This is a genomic window from Nocardia stercoris (assembly GCF_003696265.1).
Lineage (GTDB): Bacteria > Actinomycetota > Actinomycetes > Mycobacteriales > Mycobacteriaceae > Nocardia > Nocardia stercoris.
This window is the reverse complement of sequence record NZ_RFFH01000003.1, coordinates 409541-427618: the sequence shown is the minus strand read 5'-3', so window position 1 is coordinate 427618 and position 18078 is coordinate 409541. Positions and strand designations below refer to the sequence as shown.

At 71.6% G+C, this 18078-nt stretch carries 9 protein-coding genes and 1 pseudogene; 7 read left to right on the top strand and 3 right to left on the bottom strand.

Features of this window, described 5'->3' with window-relative positions; translation table 11 throughout:
* Window positions 1-447 precede the first annotated feature (447 nt).
* Window positions 448-1026, top strand: a complete 579-nt coding sequence (locus EBN03_RS10355; protein ID WP_122187713.1) for an LppU/SCO3897 family protein — start codon at window positions 448-450, stop codon at window positions 1024-1026.
* A gap of 81 nt (window positions 1027-1107) precedes the next feature.
* Here the strand turns inward: EBN03_RS10355 and EBN03_RS10350 are convergent, their stop codons facing one another.
* Window positions 1108-2685 (bottom strand): serine/threonine-protein kinase, encoded by a 1578-nt coding sequence (locus EBN03_RS10350; RefSeq protein ID WP_267899272.1) that lies wholly within the window; start codon window positions 2683-2685, stop codon window positions 1108-1110.
* 146 nt (window positions 2686-2831) lie between these two features.
* Window positions 2832-3110 (bottom strand): hypothetical protein, encoded by a 279-nt coding sequence (locus tag EBN03_RS10345; RefSeq protein WP_147471516.1) that lies wholly within the window; start codon window positions 3108-3110, stop codon window positions 2832-2834.
* Between the two features lie 432 nt (window positions 3111-3542).
* Here EBN03_RS10345 and EBN03_RS10340 point away from each other — a divergent pair.
* From EBN03_RS10340 to EBN03_RS10320, 5 genes and pseudogenes are all read left to right on the top strand, one after another.
* Window positions 3543-9602: pseudogene (locus tag EBN03_RS10340) on the top strand (amino acid adenylation domain-containing protein); the annotation flags it as partial.
* A 398-nt stretch (window positions 9603-10000) separates the two neighbouring features.
* The gene (locus tag EBN03_RS10335) at window positions 10001-10378 is read left to right on the top strand and encodes a hypothetical protein (RefSeq protein WP_147471514.1); all 378 of its coding nucleotides are present in this window, start codon (window positions 10001-10003) and stop codon (window positions 10376-10378) included.
* Window positions 10379-10479: 101 nt separating this feature from the next.
* Window positions 10480-12075: a MutS-related protein gene (locus EBN03_RS10330; RefSeq protein WP_147471513.1), complete on the top strand. Its 1596-nt coding sequence runs from the start codon at window positions 10480-10482 to the stop codon at window positions 12073-12075.
* A 139-nt stretch (window positions 12076-12214) separates the two neighbouring features.
* A complete protein-coding gene (locus EBN03_RS10325; RefSeq protein WP_158675583.1) occupies window positions 12215-13711 on the top strand; it encodes a MutS-related protein in 1497 nt (498 codons plus the stop codon).
* Window positions 13712-13976: 265 nt separating this feature from the next.
* Window positions 13977-14654, top strand: coding sequence for a CPBP family glutamic-type intramembrane protease (locus tag EBN03_RS10320; protein ID WP_122187707.1), 678 nt, complete (start codon window positions 13977-13979; stop codon window positions 14652-14654).
* On the opposite strand, the gene EBN03_RS10315 is transcribed toward EBN03_RS10320, so the two are convergent.
* Window positions 14630-16498, bottom strand: coding sequence for a Na+/H+ antiporter (locus EBN03_RS10315; RefSeq protein WP_122187706.1), 1869 nt, complete (start codon window positions 16496-16498; stop codon window positions 14630-14632). The two genes, EBN03_RS10320 and EBN03_RS10315, sit on opposite strands and share 25 nt — an antisense overlap.
* A 113-nt stretch (window positions 16499-16611) precedes the next feature.
* On the opposite strand from EBN03_RS10315, the gene EBN03_RS10310 reads away from it, so the two are divergent.
* Window positions 16612-18078, top strand: a complete 1467-nt coding sequence (locus EBN03_RS10310) for an FtsW/RodA/SpoVE family cell cycle protein (protein ID WP_233608311.1) — start codon at window positions 16612-16614, stop codon at window positions 18076-18078.

The window sequence follows — 18078 nt, the reverse complement described above, 5'->3', positions numbered from 1 at the left end:
TGCGGCACCGGCGATCCGGTGCACCGGCCGGTCGTGGCAGGCTCACAGTGAGGGTTGTGGCCCTGTGCGCGTGCCGATTCGGGGTTGTGTAGCGTCCCTTGGTTGCCCGCCGGATCGGAGGAGCGGGCCATCAGTTGTGTAAGGGACAATGTGACAACTCCATCGAGTATTCCGCCGCAGGGACCGGGACCGGGCGCGCCGTACGGGGAACCGGCGCCGACGCCCCAGTACCAGGGTGCGCCACAGCATCAGGGCGGCGCGCAGGCCGGCGGAACGGCACCCGGGTATCAAGCCGCTCCGGCGCCGGCGGGCGATCCGGCATCCGGATACCAAGCCCCTCCGGCGCCGGCAGGCGGACCGGTACCCGGCTATCAGGCGGGTGGGGGGCAGCCCGGCGATCCAGCCCCCGGCTACCAGGCGCCTGTGCCGCCCGGATACCAAGGCGCTGTGGTACCGCCGGCGGCGCCCGCCAAGCGCGGTATTCGCGCCCGGGTGGGTTCGCTGGTCGGTGGTGTGCTGGCGGTGGTGCTGGTGATCGGGCTCAAGCTCGGCATCGCGGGCGGTGTCGCCGGCATCTTCCACATCGTGGACAACAAGACCTCCGATGCCGCGCTGGCCTCGGTGGGCGACTGCGTGCAGGTCACCGACAAGAGCCTGACCACGGTGAAGGTGACCACGCTGGGATGCGGTGACCCCGCGGCCAGCTACAAGGTCGGCGCCCGGATCGGCAACGCGGGCGGGTCGTGCCCCGACGGCGACTACATCAAGATCACCGACACCAACCTGGGCAACGACTACCTGCTGTGCCTGGCGCTGAACGTCACCACCGGCGACTGCGTGCAGGACGAGGCGACCAAGACCCCGGTGAAGGTGGCCTGCGGGCCGGCCGCCACCTACAAGGTGGGCCCGGTCGTCACCGGCGCCACCGATCGGTCGGTGTGCGGTCCGGGCTCCGACGACACCAACACCATGTTCTATCCGAAGCCGAACCCGGTGGTGATGTGCCTGGAACCGGTCGACCAGTAGCCCTACGGCACGGATCGGGCGCGAACGCTGCGCCCGATCCCGTTGCGCGGCAAGCGTGAACGCCGCCCAGGTGCGGCGAGCTCAGTAGAGGTACACGACGGCGTTGTTGCCGCCGCTGCACACCACGACCACCGACTGTGGCACGCAGTGCATGTCGTAGTCCTGCTGCGTGGTCGGCGAATGAGCATTGACGGTGCGATCGGTGCCGCGCGGCCCGGCGCCGTAGGCCTGCCGCACGTTCTCCGCGAACGGGCAGCGGGTGTTGGGGCCGACCGCCGAATGCGTGTAACCGTTCTGCGGGCCGAGGGTGGGCGTGAAGTCCGGCGGCCGGCATTGTGTGGTGCCCGCCGGGAAGCTGATCGCGACACCCGGCGCGGTTTTCGTGGTCTTCCACTTGTATGCCGCGACCCCGCCGGCGCCGGCGACCGCGAGCAGTACGACGATCAGCACCGCGGGCCACACCCGGCGCCGCCGCCGCGGCGGTGCGGCGGGCGCGGCCTGCCGGTCGACGGCGGGAATGGCCCTGGTCGCCGGGGTCGGCACCGGCAGCGACGCGGGCAGCCGGATCGGCGGCGCGGCGTGCTGTCCCAGCGGAATCCGCTGCGACCCGGAAACCTGCGGCGTCACCTGGCCCTGCGGTGACCCCCCGCCCTGTGTCGATCCCGCGCCCTGCGGCTGTGCCTGCGGCGGTGCCGAAACCCGGTGGGACGTCGAAATCTGCTGCGGCGGAATCGAATCGATGCGGCTGTAGGCGATCGGTGGTGCCGCCGGCACCCCGACCATCGAATCACGAGTCTCGTCACCGGCATCCACCGCCGCGATCCGATGCGTCGGTGGTTCGGCGGGCCGTCCCCCGGTCAATGCCGCGCGGGCGGCCGCGGCCAGGTCGCCGGCGGTGCGATAGCGGGCGGCCGGGTCCTTCGCCATACCCCGCGCCACCACCGAATCGAACACGTCGGACACCGGCGCGTGCCGGGACGGCAGCGGAATCGGGCCCGACAGGTGGGCCGTGATCAGGCGGGTGATGCTGTCGGCCGGGAACGGTTTACTGCCGGTGAGGCATTCGTAGAGGATGCAGGCCAGGGCGTACACGTCGGCGTGCGCGGTGGTGGGTCCGCTGTCGAACCGTTCCGGTGCCATGTAGGCGTAGGAGCCGATCAGCGAGTCGGCGGCGGTGAGGGTGCTGTCGCCGCTGGCCTGCGCGATCCCGAAGTCGCACAGGTACGCGAAATCGCTGGGTGTGACCAGGATATTGGCGGGTTTGACGTCGCGATGCACCAGCCCGGCGGTGTGCGCGGCGTCCAGGGCCGCCGCCACCTGCTCGACGAGGGCGACGCAGCGTTCCGGTGGCAGCGGTCCGCCGCCGGCGAGAACGGTTTTGAGGTCGTTGCCGGCGACCAGGCGCATGTCGATGTAGAGGATGCCGTCGATCTCGCCCCAGTCGTGGATGGGGATGACGTGCGGCTCGTTCATCTGTGCGGCCGTGTGGGATTCGCGGCGGAACCGTCGCCGGAACACCGGATCGTCGGTCAGTTCCGCGCGCAGCAGTTTGAGGGCGACGACCCGGTCTCGTCCGCTGTCGTAGGCCAGGTAAACCTCGCCCATGCCGCCTCTGCCGAGCAGGGAACGCAACTCGTATGCCCCGAACCGCGTGCCCACCCGCGTTCCGGGTACCACGTGCACAAGCGTAGCGAATCCCCTGCCCGCGACAGTAATTGAACAGGTAACCAGCTGGTGTCGAGGTGCGCGCCGGGTCGGTCGGTTCGTTCGGAGAGCCGGAGGTGTGGCCCGCGGTGGCGCCGTTGTCAGCGGGGTGACCTGGTGCTACCAGGGACCGTCCAGCCGATGTTGGTGACCGCGGGTTGGCGGCCGAGGCGACTGACGACGGTTTCCGTCCGGCGGTCGTCGCGGTGTTCGCCGGCATCCCCGGCGGACACTTCCACCTGCCCGCCGGGGGTGTCGCTGCCGGAGATCGAGGTCAGGTGGAAGCCGACGTGGGTGGGGTCGGCGGAGCCGCCGTGGAATCCGTTGGCGGACAGCAGGACGAACGGGTGCGGACGCGCGGTACGGTGAATTTTCGGCAACCTCACGAACGGCAGGTCTCGCGGCGGGACGAGGAGGGGCGCGGACCGTGCTGTCGGGCAGTCGATGTCGGCGTGCACTCGATGCAAGATCGGGAGGGTCGGGACAACGGCCCGGTGGCGGGCAGGTTTCCCGCTATCATGGCCCGGCTAGGTTCGGGTGGCGGTCGCTGTAACAGTCACGAACAGCCACCCGAATAGGTGCACATACCCGGGTTCGAGTGTTTCGCCTGGGTTGATCCCGGACCGGGATCTGCATTTAGATGCGTGACAGTTCGGCCGCGATGGGGATGCTCTGCTCGGTACGCCAATTTTCCATCCATCTGTGCGGCACAGGGAAAATCGGCCGGGCCCGGGTGGCCCGTCCCCGTGCGGGAGGATCGGGACCGGATGCGACGACGCGGTGGCGCGACGGCCGACAGGCACCGGCGGACCCGGACACTGCCGCAACTGCTGGCAGCCGCGGTCGAGATCGACCCGCGCGCGGTCGCGGTCCGCGCCGGCGGCATCGAATGGACCTACGCCGAACTCGACGAACGATCCAACCGGCTCGCCCGCGTCCTGATCGGGCACGGCATCGGCCCCGAGGACCGGGTGGTCCTGGCCCTGCCCCGCAGCGCGGACTCCATGCTCGCGGTCTGGGCCGTCGCCAAAACCGGCGCCGCGTTCGTCCCCGTCGACCCGAACTATCCGCCCGAACGCGTCGCGCACATGCTCACCGATTCCGCCGCCACCACCGCAATCACCGTCGGCGGCAACGGGCCCGCCCTCGGCGGCGGCGCCGGAGCGGGCCTGCGCTGGCTCGACCTCGACAGCGCCGACACCGCGGCAGCCTGCGCCGCCGTCGCCGACCTGCCCGTCCACTTCGGTGAACGTGTCCGCCGACTGCACGCCACCCATCCCGCCTACGTCATCTACACCTCCGGGTCCACCGGCACACCCAAGGGCGTGGTCGTCACCCACGGCGGGCTGGCCGCCCTGTCCGCGGAACTGCTGCGCGCGTTCGAGGTCACCGCGGGCGCGCGCACCCTGCATTTCGCCTCGCCCAGCTTCGACGCGTCGGTGCTGGAACTGCTGCTCGCCGTCGGTGCCGGCGCGACCATGATCGTCGCGCCGACCGACGTGTACGGCGGCCCGGAACTGACCGATCTGCTGCGCGCCGAACACATCACGCACGCCTTCATCACCCCGGCCGCGCTCACCGGCACCGACGTCGTCGCCCTGCCCGAGCTGGCCGTGCTGGGCGTCGGCGGCGAAGCCTGCCCGCCGCAACTGGTGACCCGTTGGGCGCCGGGCCGGCGCGTGCTGAACCTGTACGGGCCCACCGAAGCCACCGTCGCCGCCACGATCAGCGACCTGCGGCCCGGCGGGCCCGTCACGATCGGGCGCGAGATCGCGGGCGTGGCCGCGCTCGTCCTGGATTCCCGGCTGGGTCCGGTACCCGACGGGGTCGCCGGCGAACTGTATCTGGCCGGCACCGGTGTGGCCCGCGGCTACCACGACCGTCCCGCGCTGACCGCCACCCGGTTCGTCGCCCACCCCGGCGGGGAACGGCTGTACCGCACCGGTGACCTGGTGCGCCGCACCGCCACCGGTGACCTCGACTATCTGGGCCGCACCGACACCCAGGTGCAGATCCGCGGGTTCCGGGTCGAACCCGGCGAGATCGACGCGGTCCTCACCGCCGCCCCCGCGGTCGCGTTCGCGGTGACCGTGCTGCGCGCCCTGCCCGGCGGCGCCGACGCACTCGTCTCCTATGTGGTTGCCGTACCGGGTAATTCGATCGACGTGGCCGCGCTCGGCGAACTGTGCCGGCGGACGCTGCCCCGCCACGAGGTGCCCGCCGCGATCGTGGTGCTCGACCGGGTGCCGGTGACCCCGGCCGGGAAACTGGACCGGGCCGCGCTGCCCGCCCCCGAACTCGCCACCGCCGCATACCGGGAACCGGGCACCGACACCGAACGGCTGGTGGCCGAGACGATCTCGGAGCTGCTGGCCGCCGAACGCGTCGGCACCGACGACGACTTCTTCGACCTCGGCGGCAACTCGCTGCAAGCCACCAGGCTCGCGGCCCGCCTCGGCGCGCGGCTGGGCACGCGCGTGCCTGCCCGGCTGGTGTTCGACCGGTCCACCGTCGCCGGGCTGGCCGCGGCGCTCGCCGACCTGGAACCCGGCGATCGGCCCGCGCTGGCCGCCCGCGCGCGCGGACCGCGCCCGCCGCTGTCGCCGGCCCAGCAGCGCATGTGGTTCCTGGCCCGCCTGGACCCGGACTCGGCGGCCCTGCACATCCCGATCGCGTTGCGGCTCACCGGTGTCCTCGACCCGGACGCGCTCGCCGCCGCCGTCCGCGACCTGCTCGACCGGCACGAAGTGCTGCGCACCCGCTACCCCGAAGCCGACGGCACCGGCTATCAGGAGATCCTGCCGGCCGACGCGGTCCCGCTGCGGCTGACCCCGGTGCCGGTCACCACCGCCGACCTGCCCGCCGCACTGGCCGCCACCCTGCTCGCCGGCTTCGACGTCACCCGGGATGTGCCGCTGCGCACCGGGATCTGGCGGCTGTCGGACACCGAACACGTGCTCGGCGTGGTGATCCACCACATCGCCGCCGACGGATTCTCCCTGGGCCCGCTCACCCGCGACCTGGCCGCGGCCTACCTGGCCCGCACCGGCGCCGCCACCGCGACATTGCCGCCGCTGCCGGTCCAATACGCCGACTACGCGATCTGGCAGCGCGAACTGCTCGGCGCGCCCGAGGACCCGGAATCGTTGCAGGCCCAGCAGTTACGGTTCTGGACCGGCACCCTGGCCGGGCTGCCCGACCTGCTCGAGCTGCCCGGCGACCGGCCCCGCCCGGCGGTCGCCTCCGGCCGGGGCGCGATGTGCGGGTTCACCGTCGACGGCCAGGTGCGGGCCGCGCTGGAGCGGATCGGCCGCGCGCACGGGGCGTCGCTGTTCATGGTGGTGCACGCCGCGTTCGCGGTGCTGCTGGCCCGGGTGTCGCGCAGCACCGATATCGCGGTCGGCGCCCCGATGGCCGGGCGCGGGGAACGCGAACTCGACGACCTGATCGGCATGTTCGTCAACACTGTGGTCCTGCGGACCCGGGTCGAGACCGCCGAACCGTTCACCGCCCTGCTGACCCGGGTCCGTGACGCGGACCTGGCGGCGTTCGCGCACGCGGAGATCCCGTTCGAACTGCTGGTCGAGCGGCTGGATCCGCCGCGCAGTCGAGCCCATCATCCGCTGGTCCAGGTGGCGTTGTCGTTCCAGAACCAGGACCGGGGCGCACTGTCGCTGCCCGGCCTGACGGTGGCCGCACTCGACCTCGACGAACACAGCGCGCCCATGGACCTGCAACTGACGGTCGTGCCCGGCGAGCACGGAATGTCGTGCAGCTGGCGGTATTCCACCGACCTGTTCGACGAGCGGACCGTCACCGCGTTGGGGCAGCGGCTCACCGCGCTGCTGGCCGGGATCGTCACCGACCCGGGCCGGGCGGTCGGTGACCTGCCGCTGCTCACCGCGGGCGAGCGGGCGGCGCTGCCCGGGCGCGGTCCGCGGCGCGCGCTGCCGCGGCCGTTGCTGCCCGACATGCTGCGGACCCGGGCCGCGCAGTTGCCGGCCGCGATCGCGGTGGTCGCCGACGGTGTGGTCCTCACTTACGGTGATCTGGCGCGGCGCTCGAATCGGCTGGCGCGCACCCTGATCGGCGTCGGTGCCGGGCCGGGTAGGGCGGTGGCGGTGGCGTTGCCGCGCGGGGCCGACCATGTGGTGGCCTTGCACGCGGTACTGGCCGCCGGTGCCGCCTACGTGCCGGTCGACCCCACCCAACCGGCCGACCGGATCGGCCACCTGCTCACCACGGTCCCGCCGGTGTGTGTGATCACCGGCAGCGCAACGGAATTCACCGCCACCGGGGCCGAAGCGGTGCCTGTGCTGCGGCTCGGTGACCCGGCCCTGGCCGACACCATGGCCGCCCACGCCGACACACCGGTGACCGACATCGACCGGATCCGGCCGCTGCACCGCGACGACCTGGCGTATGTCATCTTCACCTCCGGCTCCACCGGCCGGCCCAAGGGCGTCGGGATCCCGCAGTCCGCGGTCGCCGCGTACCTGGACTTCCTGACCGGCGAATTCGGGATCACCGCCGCCGACACGTATCTGCTGCACGCGCCGACGACGTTCGACGCCTCGATCATCGGGCTGCTGTCGACCGCGGTGGCCGGGGCGCGGCTGGTCATCGCGGCGCCTGGACAGCAGTTGGATCCGGTGGCGCTGGCCGAACTGATCCGCGCCCACCGCGTCACCTACACCCTGTACGTGCCGTCGCTGCTGGCCGCGCAACTGGAGTTGGCGCCGGCGGGGAGCCTGGCGTCGCTGCGGCTGGTGTTCTCCGGCGGTGAAGCGCTGCCCGCGGATCTGATCGGCCGGTTGCGGGCGGTGAGCGGGGCACGGCTGCAGAACCTGTACGGGCCCACCGAGGCCACGGTGTCGGCCACCGGCGCCGACGTCACCGCCGTCACCGGCGGGCCGGTGCCGATCGGGCGGCCGCACTGGAACACCGGTGCCGCGGTGCGCGACGAGCGGCTGCATCCGGTGCCCGCGGGAACCGCGGGTGAGCTGTATCTGTCGGGGCCGCAGTTGGCGCGCGGCTATCTGGGCCGTCCCGGCCTGACCGCGGCCACGTTCGTCGCCGACCCCGACGGGGAACCCGGCACCCGCATGTACCGCACCGGTGACCTGGTGCGGCAGCTGCCCGGCGGCGACCTCGAATACTTGGGCCGCACCGACTTTCAGGTGAAGTTGCGTGGCTTGCGGATCGAGCCCGGTGAGATCGAGGCCGCGTTGACCGCCGTGACGGCGGTGACGCGGGCGGCGGTGACCGTACGGGGCGAACAGCTGATCGGATATGTCTGCGGCACCGGCGTCGACACCGAATCGGTACTGGCGCAGGTTCGTTCGCGGCTGCCCGGATATATGGTGCCGGCCCGGCTGGTGGTCGTGGACGAGTTCCCGGTCGGGGTGAACGGGAAACTGGATCTGGCGGCGCTGCCCGAGCCCGCAGGACCCGACCGTGAGTACCGGGCCCCGGAATCGGCGGACGAGACGATCGTGGCCGATGTCTTCGCCGATCTGCTCGGTGCCGCGAAGGTCGGCCGCGACGACGACTTCTTCCTGCTCGGCGGCACGTCACTGTCGGCGATCCGGGTCCGGGCCGCTCTGGAACGCGAGCTCGGGGTGCCGGTCGCGTTGGGCGCCTTGTTCGCTCATCCCCGGGTGGCGGAACTGGCGGCGGTGTTGCGCGGTGGTGCGGTGGCCGAGTCGGGGCCCGACCCGGTCGCCGACGCGGTCCTGGACCCCGGCATCGACCCCGCCGGCGCGGGCCCAGTGTATTCCGGTGCGCCGCAAGCGATCCTGTTGACCGGTGCGACCGGATTCCTGGGCGCGTACCTGGTGCGGGAACTGCTCGACCGCACCGACGCCACCGTCTACTGCCTGGTCCGGGCCGGTTCGGATGAGGCTGCGGCGCGGCGTGTGTCGGCGGCCGCCGCCCGGTACCGGCTCGATCACTCCGGCCGCGCACAACGGATCGTGGCCGTCGCGGGGGATCTGGCGCAGCCGCGGCTGGGGTTGAGCGCTTCCCGGTTCGCGCGGCTGGCCGAACAGGTCGATGTGATCGTGCACAACGGCGCCCAGGTCAACCACCTCGAACCGTACGAGCGGATGCGGGCGGCGAACGTGACCGGCACCGCGGAGGTGCTGCGGCTGGCCACCACCGCGCGCGTGAAACCGGTGCACTATGTGTCCACCGGTTCGATCGGGGACGCCGGCGCGCGGCCACCGCAGGCCGGCGGCTACGTGCTCACCAAATGGGTCGGGGAGCGGCTCGTGCACGCCGCCGCCGAGCGTGGCGTGCCCGCCGCGCTGTACCGGCCGGGGCTGATCACCGGCGCCTCCGACACCGGCGCGACCGCCACCGACGACGCGTGGTGGACCATGCTGCGGTCGATGCTGATCCTCGGCGCGGCACCGGATCTCGGGGCCGCCGAGGTGGAGATGGTGCCGGTCGATCATGTCGCGGCCGCGGTCGCCGCGCTGGCCGTCCAGACGCCGGACCTCGCGGCCCGTACCGCGCCGACGCGGCACGTGGGCGCGGCACGGCCGGTGCCGTTGCGGGACCTTGTGAGCGAGGTGCAGCGGGCCGGATACCGGATCGAGGTGGTGGCGCCGGCGGAGTTCGGTGCGGCGCTCACCACGGCGGCGGAGTCGCGGGCGGCGGCCGGTGACGACAGCCTCGCGCGGGCGGCCGCGTTGAGCATCAACTACGCGGGCGGGCTGGGTGCGGCGCCGGCGACGGCCGACCCGGCCACCGACGCGGCCCTGGCCGCGGCCGGTGTGGTCCGGCCGATCGTCGACCGCCCGATGCTGGCCCGCTATATCCGGTACTTCGTCGAGGTGGGATTCTTTCCGACACCGCCGGCGGACTGAAATTCGCGGGCTGACATCGCGGGCGGGACTCGCGGGCTGACATCGCGGGATGACTTCGCGGGATGACTTCGCGGGATGACTTCGCGGGATGACTTGGCGGGATGACTTCGCGGGATGACTTGGCGGACGGGACTTACGGACTGGCATCGCGGCGGAACTCGTGGACTGACTTCGTGGACTGACTTCGTAGGCGGGATTCGTAGGCGGGATTCGCGGGCGGAGTGGCGCCGCCGCGAGCTGCGGGATTCGTGGACTGACGTCGCGGCGCGATTATCGAACGAAACGGTCTCGTTCGCGCACTTCCGCCGCTACGCTGCGAAACGTTTACATTTCAGATATTGGCATCGCGTCGCGGCAGTTTCGCGACAGCGGGCTTTTTCGGAAGGAACTTTTCTTCGATGCGTATGTCCTTGTTGCTCAACGGTGTCGCGGCCGGTGCCGCCGCGATCGCCTGCTCGGCCGGCCTCGCGGCCGCCACCACCACCCCCGCCACCGCCATCACCACCGACGGCACCTTCCACCTCGGTGTCGACATCCAGCCCGGCACCTACACCACCACGACCGCCGGCACGGTCTGCGCCTGGGCGCGACTGTCCGGCAACGCCCAGGGCACCGCGACCCTGCAGGCCGGCGGCGCGATCAACGGCACCACCACCGTCACCATCGCGCCCACCGACTACGCCTTCGTCACCACCGGCTGCGGCACCTGGAACCTCACCACCACCGTCAGCGGCGGCTCCTCCCTCTTCCCCAGCGGCACCTTCGGCAGCTCGTAGCCGGCAAGCGCGGGCGGCCCGGCACCGGCCGGGCCGCCCGCGGCAACCGGTGCTTGACGCCGGTCCACCGCCCTTCTACCGTGCTGACCCGGGAGGTCGGGATGCAGGAAACCAGCGTGCTGTGGGCCACGCCGTACACCGGCGGCGACGAGCCGATCCTCGGCGACGACACCCTCACCGACCTCGCCCTCGACCAGGTGATCGCCGACATCGTCGGCGCCCCCGACGAATTCGGTCTCACCGCCGTGTTCGCCCGCCCGGTCACCGACCCCGCCACCGTGCGCCTGCGGCAAGACATCTTCGACGACCTGGTCGAACCCGGACTTCGCAGCGCGGCAGACGAATTCGCGCTCGGCATGCGGCGGCTGCGACTACGCGCGCAGACCGTGGCCCGCGCCACCCACCCGCAGGTCCGCCACCGCGCGATCCTGGACGCCGCCACCGACTACCTCACCGTCGTGCGCGCACTGGCCGCTGCGCTCGCCGCCGCCGACCTCACCGCAGCCGCCCTGCACCGGCTGCGCGACCGGCTCGACACCTACATCGGCAGCAGCGAATTCGCCGACCTCACCGCCGCCGTCGAACGAACCGGATCCGCGCTGGCCGCCGTCCGGCTCACCATCACCGTGCGCGAACGCACCGTCGAGGTCGGCACCAACCCCGGCACCGACTACAGCGGCACCGTCGCCGCGCTGTTCGCGCCGTTCGGGGTCACCGCCCCCGCGCAGGCGCCCCCCACACCGGCCGTGGCGTCCCCGCTCGACGAACTCGTCGCCGAACGAGCCGCCGCCATCCACCCCGAAGCGTTCGCGCTGCTCGACGAATTCGCCCGCGAACACGCCGATTTCCTGGCCCCCGCCCTGGTGGTCCTCGACCGCGAACTGCAGTTCTACCTGCGCTTCCGCGCCTTCGCCGACCGCGTGTGCCGCGACGGCCTGCGGCTGTGCCGGCCGCGGATCGTCGCCCACGACAGCGGCGTCGAAGCGACCGACGCGTTCGACCTGGCATTGGCCGCCCAGCGGGTCCGCACCCGCCACGTCGTGCGCCGCCCCGGCGGCACCGAACCCGCCGCCACCGCGCCCGAACCCGCCGCACCGGCCCGGGAACCTGTGGTGTGCAACGACTTCCGGCTCGACCCACCGGAACGGCTACTGGTCGTCACCGGACCCAACCAGGGCGGGAAAACCACCTTCGCCCGCACCTTCGGCCAGCTCGTCCACTTCGCGGCGCTCGGCTGCCCGGTAGCCGCCACCTCCGCCCGCCTGCCCCTGGCCGACCGGCTGCGCACCCACTTCGGGCAACCCGAACAACCCGGCGACCCCGACGGCCGGCTGCTCACCGAACTGCGCCGCATGCGCGAGATCCTCGACGTGATCACCGACCGCAGCGTCGTCGTCCTCAACGAGAGCTTCGCCGGCACCACCGCCACCGACACCGCCACCATCTCCCACGACATCCTGACCCGCCTGCTCGACACCGGCCCCCTCGGCGTCTGGGTCACCTTCACCGACACCCTCACCGACGCCGGCCCCGCCGTCGTCGGCATGGTCGCCGCCACCGACCCCGCCGACCCCGCCCGCCGCACCTATCGCATCCACCGCCGCCCCACCGACACCACCGGCCACGTCGCACTACTGATCCAGCGCTACCGGCTCACCTATGCCGACATCACCGCACGGATGGGGGACCGCGCATGAAGCTCATCTGCCGTGGGGACGGCTACATCCGGAATCTACTCGGTGGCAACAGGTTCCGGATCGCCGAGCGGGGCACGACCGTCGCCGTCGTGGACTCGGTCGCCGTGTCCGGTCCCGCTGCCCGATGCGGAGGCCGCGCATGATGCGCTTCGATCTGCTGGCACCCGCCGGCCCGGCTGCCACCGCACCGGTGGCGGCCGCCGCCGAGACAGCCGCGGACCTCGGCTTGGACGCGCTGTATCAGGCCATGGCCGAACAGGATCCGGTCGTGCTGGAGGCCGTGCGGGCGGTCCTGCCGCTCTCGCTCACCGACGCGGCGGTGATCCGATACCGGCAGCAGGTGCTCGCCGACTGTCTCGCCCACCCCGACGCGATCCGGGAGCTCTACGAGATCGCCTGCCGCGCAACAGGTATCCGCCGCTACACTGTGGGCCGCAGTCGCCGCTCCAACGGCATGCTGCGTCTGGCGCTGCAACCCATGACCGAGCTGATCGCGACCCTGCGCACGCTGCGCGAAGCCTGCGACCGGCACCGGGCGCGGTTCGACTCGGCCGGGCTGAACGAGCTCACCGGCAGCCTCGCCGCCGTCCTCACCGACGACTACCTGCACCGCGTCGACACCCAGCTGGCCGCACTGGAATTCGACCACGGCCTGCGATTCGGGGCGACCCTCGGCCCCGGCGGCACCCTGACCGGACTCACCCTCTACGACCCGCCACCACCACCCGCGCGCCGCCGCCTCGGCTTCGACCGGGCCCGCCCGCAATCGTTCACCGCCCCCGAAACCGCCGAACCCGGCACCGACCCGCTCACACAGCTCAAAGACCGCGCCCTCACCACCGTCGCGGCGACCGTCAGCCACGCCGCCGACCGGATCCAGGACTTCTTCACCCGGCTGCGCGACCAGCTGGCCTTCTACATCGGCTGCCTCACCCTGCACCGCCGCCTCACCGCCGCCGGAGTCCCGGTCTGCCTGCCCGTCGTCCACCCCGCCGGCGCACCACGCCTGAACTGCACCGGCCTGCGCGAACCGGGACTGTGCCTGTCCACCCCCGACCCCGCGAACACCGTGACCGGCAACGACATCGACGCCGACGGCCGCAGCTTCCTCATCGTCACCGGCGCCAACAACGGCGGCAAATCCACCTTCCTGCGCAGCGTCGGCTATGCCCAGCTGATGATGCAAGCCGGAATGTTCGTGACCGCCGACCATTTCGAAGCCGACGTCCGCGCCGGCGTGTTCACCCACTTCGCCGCCGGCGAGGACCGCGCCCTCACCCACGGCAAACTCGCCGAAGAACTCGCCCGCATGAGCCACCTCGTCGACACCCTGCACCCGAATTCGCTGCTGCTGTGCAACGAATCGTTCGCCGCCACCGGCGACCGGGACGCCACCACCATCGCCACCGACCTCTTCGCCGCCCTCACCACCGCCGGCGTCAAGATCGTCCTCGTCACCCACCTCACCGCCTACGCCCACGCCCGCCACACTCTCGCCGACCCCGGCGACCTGTTCCTGCGCGCCGCCCGCGCCACCGACGGCCACCGCTCCCACCGCCTCACCCCCGGCGCCCCCGAACCCACCGCCCACGCCACCGACCTCCTGCGCACTGTGTTCCCCGACGGCCGAGGGTGATCATCGACGGCCCCAAGCGCGTACGGCAGTGCCCGGATCCTGCTGTACGGCTCGCCACCTGGTACGTCGCCGACATCGCGTATGCGCCGCCACCCCGTGCGTCGCCGCCACCCGTATACGCCGCCGCCGCGTACGCGCCGACACCCCGCACGCGCCGACACTCGGTGGATTCGGTGCCGCAGCCAGCGACCGTCGACAATGGTGTCCCGCCCCGGTGGCAACTCGTCGCCCGCCGCGCGAGGCGCGCGCGAATTAGTCTGTGCCCATGAGGATCCGACGGTGGAAGCCGGTGTATCTGGCCGCCGAGTACGCGGCACTGTTCTTCGGCGGGACCGCCCTCTGCAACCGGTATCTGCGCGGGAAACCACCGATCCCGATCCTGATCGCGCTGTCCGCGGGCGCGGTGCTGTATCTGCGCCGCTCCCCGGGTTTCGACCGTGCCGCCCTGTGGCGTCGCGAGGCCCTGCCCGGGCACGCGCGATCCATGACGGTCCTGGCCGGTTCGACCGCGCTGGCGCTGACCGGCGCGGTCGCCGCCACCCGCCGCCAGGATCTGTTCGACCTGCCGCGCCGCAGCCCGCTGCTGTGGGCGGCGGTGATGGTGCTGTATCCGGCGCTGAGCGTCTACCCGCAGGAAGTGGTGTTCCGTTCGTTCCTGTTCCACCGCTACGCGGCGGTTTTCGGTGACGGATACCTGATGGTGGCAGCCAGCGCGGCCGCGTTCGCCTACGCGCACATCATCTTCGGCAGCTGGTTCTCCGTCGCCGCCAGTGGTGTCGGCGGCTGGCTGTTCGCGGTGCGGTATCTGCAGTCGCAGTCACTGTTCACCGCGTCCGTCGAGCACGCGCTGTACGGGATGCTGGTGTTCACTGTGGGTCTGGGCCGCTACTTCTACCACGGCGCGGTGGCCGAGAACGGTCAGCCCAGGATTTCGTCGAGGTAGCACCAGCGCCAGCTCTCACCCGGCTCGACGCTGCGGATCACCGGATGGTCGGTGACCCCGAAATGCTTGGCGGCGTGGTTACCGGGGGAGGACTCGCAGCACGCGATGTGCCCGCAGGACAGGCACATCCGCAGATGCACCCACACCAATCCCTCCTCGATGCACTCCACGCACACGTCGGGATGGTCGGGAACCATCGTGCAGGGCGCGTACCGCAGGTGATCGCAGGCGTCGGCGGGGACCGGGACGGCCAGCACGGCGGGTGCGCGGTCGTCGGGTTCGATCACCCGGTCGACGGTCGACTCCTCCAGATCCAGGGTCGACATGACGGCCTCGAGCACCTCGTGGTCGAGGCGGCCCGTGTCCCGGGCTTGCAGCACCGTTTCGCGTTCGGCACGCAACATCAGCAGGCGCAGCCGCCGGTACTCGCCGCTGGGTGTCACCCGCAGCGATTCGTCGCGCCCCAACTGCTCCCACGCGCTCTGCGCCCGCTGCGCGGACCGATTACGCAGCGCCGCAATCACTTCCGGTGGCGTGTCGGGTGTGATCTCGGCATCGAGGACGGCCAGGCCCGCGGTGGTGGCCCGCTGCAGCAGCCCCGCCTCCTGCAGCGCGTCCTCCGCCCGGCTGGGTCCGCGCAGACCCAGCAGCCGGATCAGCCACGGCAGCGAAACACCTTGCAGCAGCAGCGTTCCGCCGACCACCACCAGCGCCAGCAGTTTCAGGGTCGCCAGCTGTGGTGTGTCGGCGGGCAGCGACAGCGCACCGGCCAACGTCACCACACCCCGCATCCCCGCCCACGACACCACCGCCGGATACTGCCACGGCGACCGCGGCATCCCCTGACGCCGATAATCCACCAGCCACGCGAAATACGTGGCCGGGAACACCCAGATCGGCCGCGACACGATCACCACCAGCAGCACCGCCGCGCACACCAGCAGCAACCGCGAATGCGGCAGCCCGCCGCCCCACGCGTCGGTGACCAGATGCCGGACCTGCAAGCCCATCACCAGGAACACCGCGTTCTCCAGAATGAACTGGATCGTGCGCCAGTTGGTGCGCTCGGCGATCCGCGACGCCGCGCTCTGCCACTGTGGTGCGCCCCGCGACAGGATCAGCCCGCACACCACCACCGCGATCACCCCGGACGCGTGCGCGGCCTCGGCCGGCAGATACGCGATGAACGGCGCCAGCAGCGACAGGCACGTGTCGAGCACCGAGTCCTCGATGCGGCGGCGCAGCATCCCCAGCACGGTGGCCGCGACCGCGCCGATCACCGCGCCGCCGATGGTGGCGAGCAGGAAACTGCCGCCGGCCTGCCAGACGCTGAACGCGGCCGCGGTCGCCGCGAGCGCGGTCCGCAACGCGACCAGGGCGGTCGCGTCGTTGAACAGTGCCTCGCCCTCGAGCAGGGTGACGATCGGCCGCGGCATCCCCACCCGGCGCCCGATCGCTGACGCCGCGACCGCGTCCGGTGGCGAGACGACCGCCCCGATGGCGACCGCGGTCGCGAACGGTATGTCGAGCAGCTTCCACACCACCACGGCGACGGCGAAGGCGGTGAACAGCACCAGCCCCACCGACAGCATCGTGATCGAGGTCCGTTTGCGTTTGAACTCCACCAGCGACGCCGACAGCGACGCGGTGTACACCAGTGGCGGCAGGACACCGAGCATCACGATCTCGGGCTCGATGTCGACCTGGGGAACGAGCGGCAGATACGACACACCGAGCCCGGCGACCGTCAACAGCAGCGGCTCGGCGACGCCGACACGCCGGGCGAGGGCCGCCAGTGACACCGTCACCGCGACCAGCACAACCAATCCGATCGCGAATTCCACCGGATCATCCTGCCCTACCTCGACCGCGTTCCCGAATCCGGCGTTCCCGAAATTGCGGATGCGCTCCGATCACCCGGTGGCCCGACCGGATGTCGGTGCGGGACCGCATACTGGTGGATGTGAGCGCGTTCAGGGACGGTTCGTCCGGTCCGTTTGCTGCGGTGTCCGGTCCCATCGGGCGGCCCAATCCGCGGCGTGCCGAACTGGTGTTGTGTCTGGCGGCGATCGCCCTGGTGGCGGTGGCCGGGCTGGGAATGGCCGCTGGCGCGGGCGGTGAACCCGCCGCCGGTGCCGCGGGGGTCTCGCTGCCGATGGCGCTGGGTATCTTCGCGGCACTGAGCCTGCTGGCGCACGTGTCGGTGCGGGTGCTGGCCCCCATGGCCGACCCGGTGATCCTGCCGTGCGTGATTCTGCTCAACGGACTCGGCCTGGTCCTGATCGACCGGCTCGACCGCGCCGAGGCCGCCGACGCCCTGTCGGTCGGCCAGCCGGTTCCCGAACCCGACAGCGCCCACCAGCTGATCTGGACGGCGGTGGGGATCGCGTTCTTCGGCCTGGTCCTCGCTGTGGTGCGCAACCACAGCCAGCCCGCCCGTTACGCCTACACCTGCGGCCTGGCCGGTGTGGTGGCGCTGCTCGTGCCGGCGGTGCTGCCGTCGCGGTTCAGTGAGGTCAACGGCGGCAAGAGCTGGATTCTGCTGCACGGCTTCTCGATCCAGCCCGGCGAGTTCGCCAAGGTCCTGCTGATGATCTTCACCGCCGGTTTCCTGGTCGCCAACCGCGACCTGTTCACCGTCGCCGGCAAACGCGTCTTCGGCATGACCGTGCCCCGGCTGCGTGACCTGGCCCCGCTGCTGCTGGTCACCCTGGTGTCGGTGCTGGTGCTGGTCTACGAGAAGAACCTCGGCTTCTCGCTGTTGGTGTTCGGCGCGACCCTGGCCATGGTGTACATCGCGACCCGGCGGGCGTCGTGGCTGCTGATCGGGCTGGCCATGTTCAGCGTCGGCGCCGTCGTCGCCTACCAGCTGTTCCCGCACGTGCGGGTGCGGGTGTCGGTGTGGGCGGACCCGTTCGCCGACTACAGCAACAAGGGCTACCAGATCGCGCAGGGCCTGTTCGGGCTCGGCACCGGCGGCCTGTGGGGCGCCGGGCTCGGCGAGGGCCGCCCGCAGAAGGTGCCGTTCGCCAAGACCGACTTCATCGTCGCCACCATCGGCGAGGAACTGGGCCTGATCGGGCTCACCGCGGTCATCCTGATCTTCACCGTCATCACCATGCGCGGATTCACCGCCGCCCTGGCCACCCGCGACGCGTTCGGCAAACTGCTCGGCGGCGGGCTGGCGTTCTCGATCGGCTGGCAGCTGTTCGTCGTGGTCGGCGGCGTCACCAAACTGATCCCGCTGACCGGCCTCACCACCCCGTTCATGTCCTACGGTGGTTCGTCCCTGCTGGCCAACTACATCGTCATCGCCCTGCTGCTGCGGATATCGCACGACGCCCGAAGCCAAGCCGCACCGGCCACCCCCGCGCCGTCCACACCGCTGGCCGACGCCATGACCCAGGCGATCCGCCGCCACTGA

Bases quoted from the DNA above. Each gene is read 5' to 3' on its own strand.
- EBN03_RS10335 (WP_147471514.1), top strand. From the start codon at position 10,001: ATGCGTATGTCCTTGTTGCTCAACGGTGTCGCGGCCGGTGCCGCCGCG.
- EBN03_RS10330 (WP_147471513.1), top strand. From the start codon at position 10,480: ATGCAGGAAACCAGCGTGCTGTGGGCCACGCCGTACACCGGCGGCGAC.
- EBN03_RS10325 (WP_158675583.1), top strand. From the start codon at position 12,215: ATGATGCGCTTCGATCTGCTGGCACCCGCCGGCCCGGCTGCCACCGCA.
- EBN03_RS10320 (WP_122187707.1), top strand. From the start codon at position 13,977: ATGAGGATCCGACGGTGGAAGCCGGTGTATCTGGCCGCCGAGTACGCG.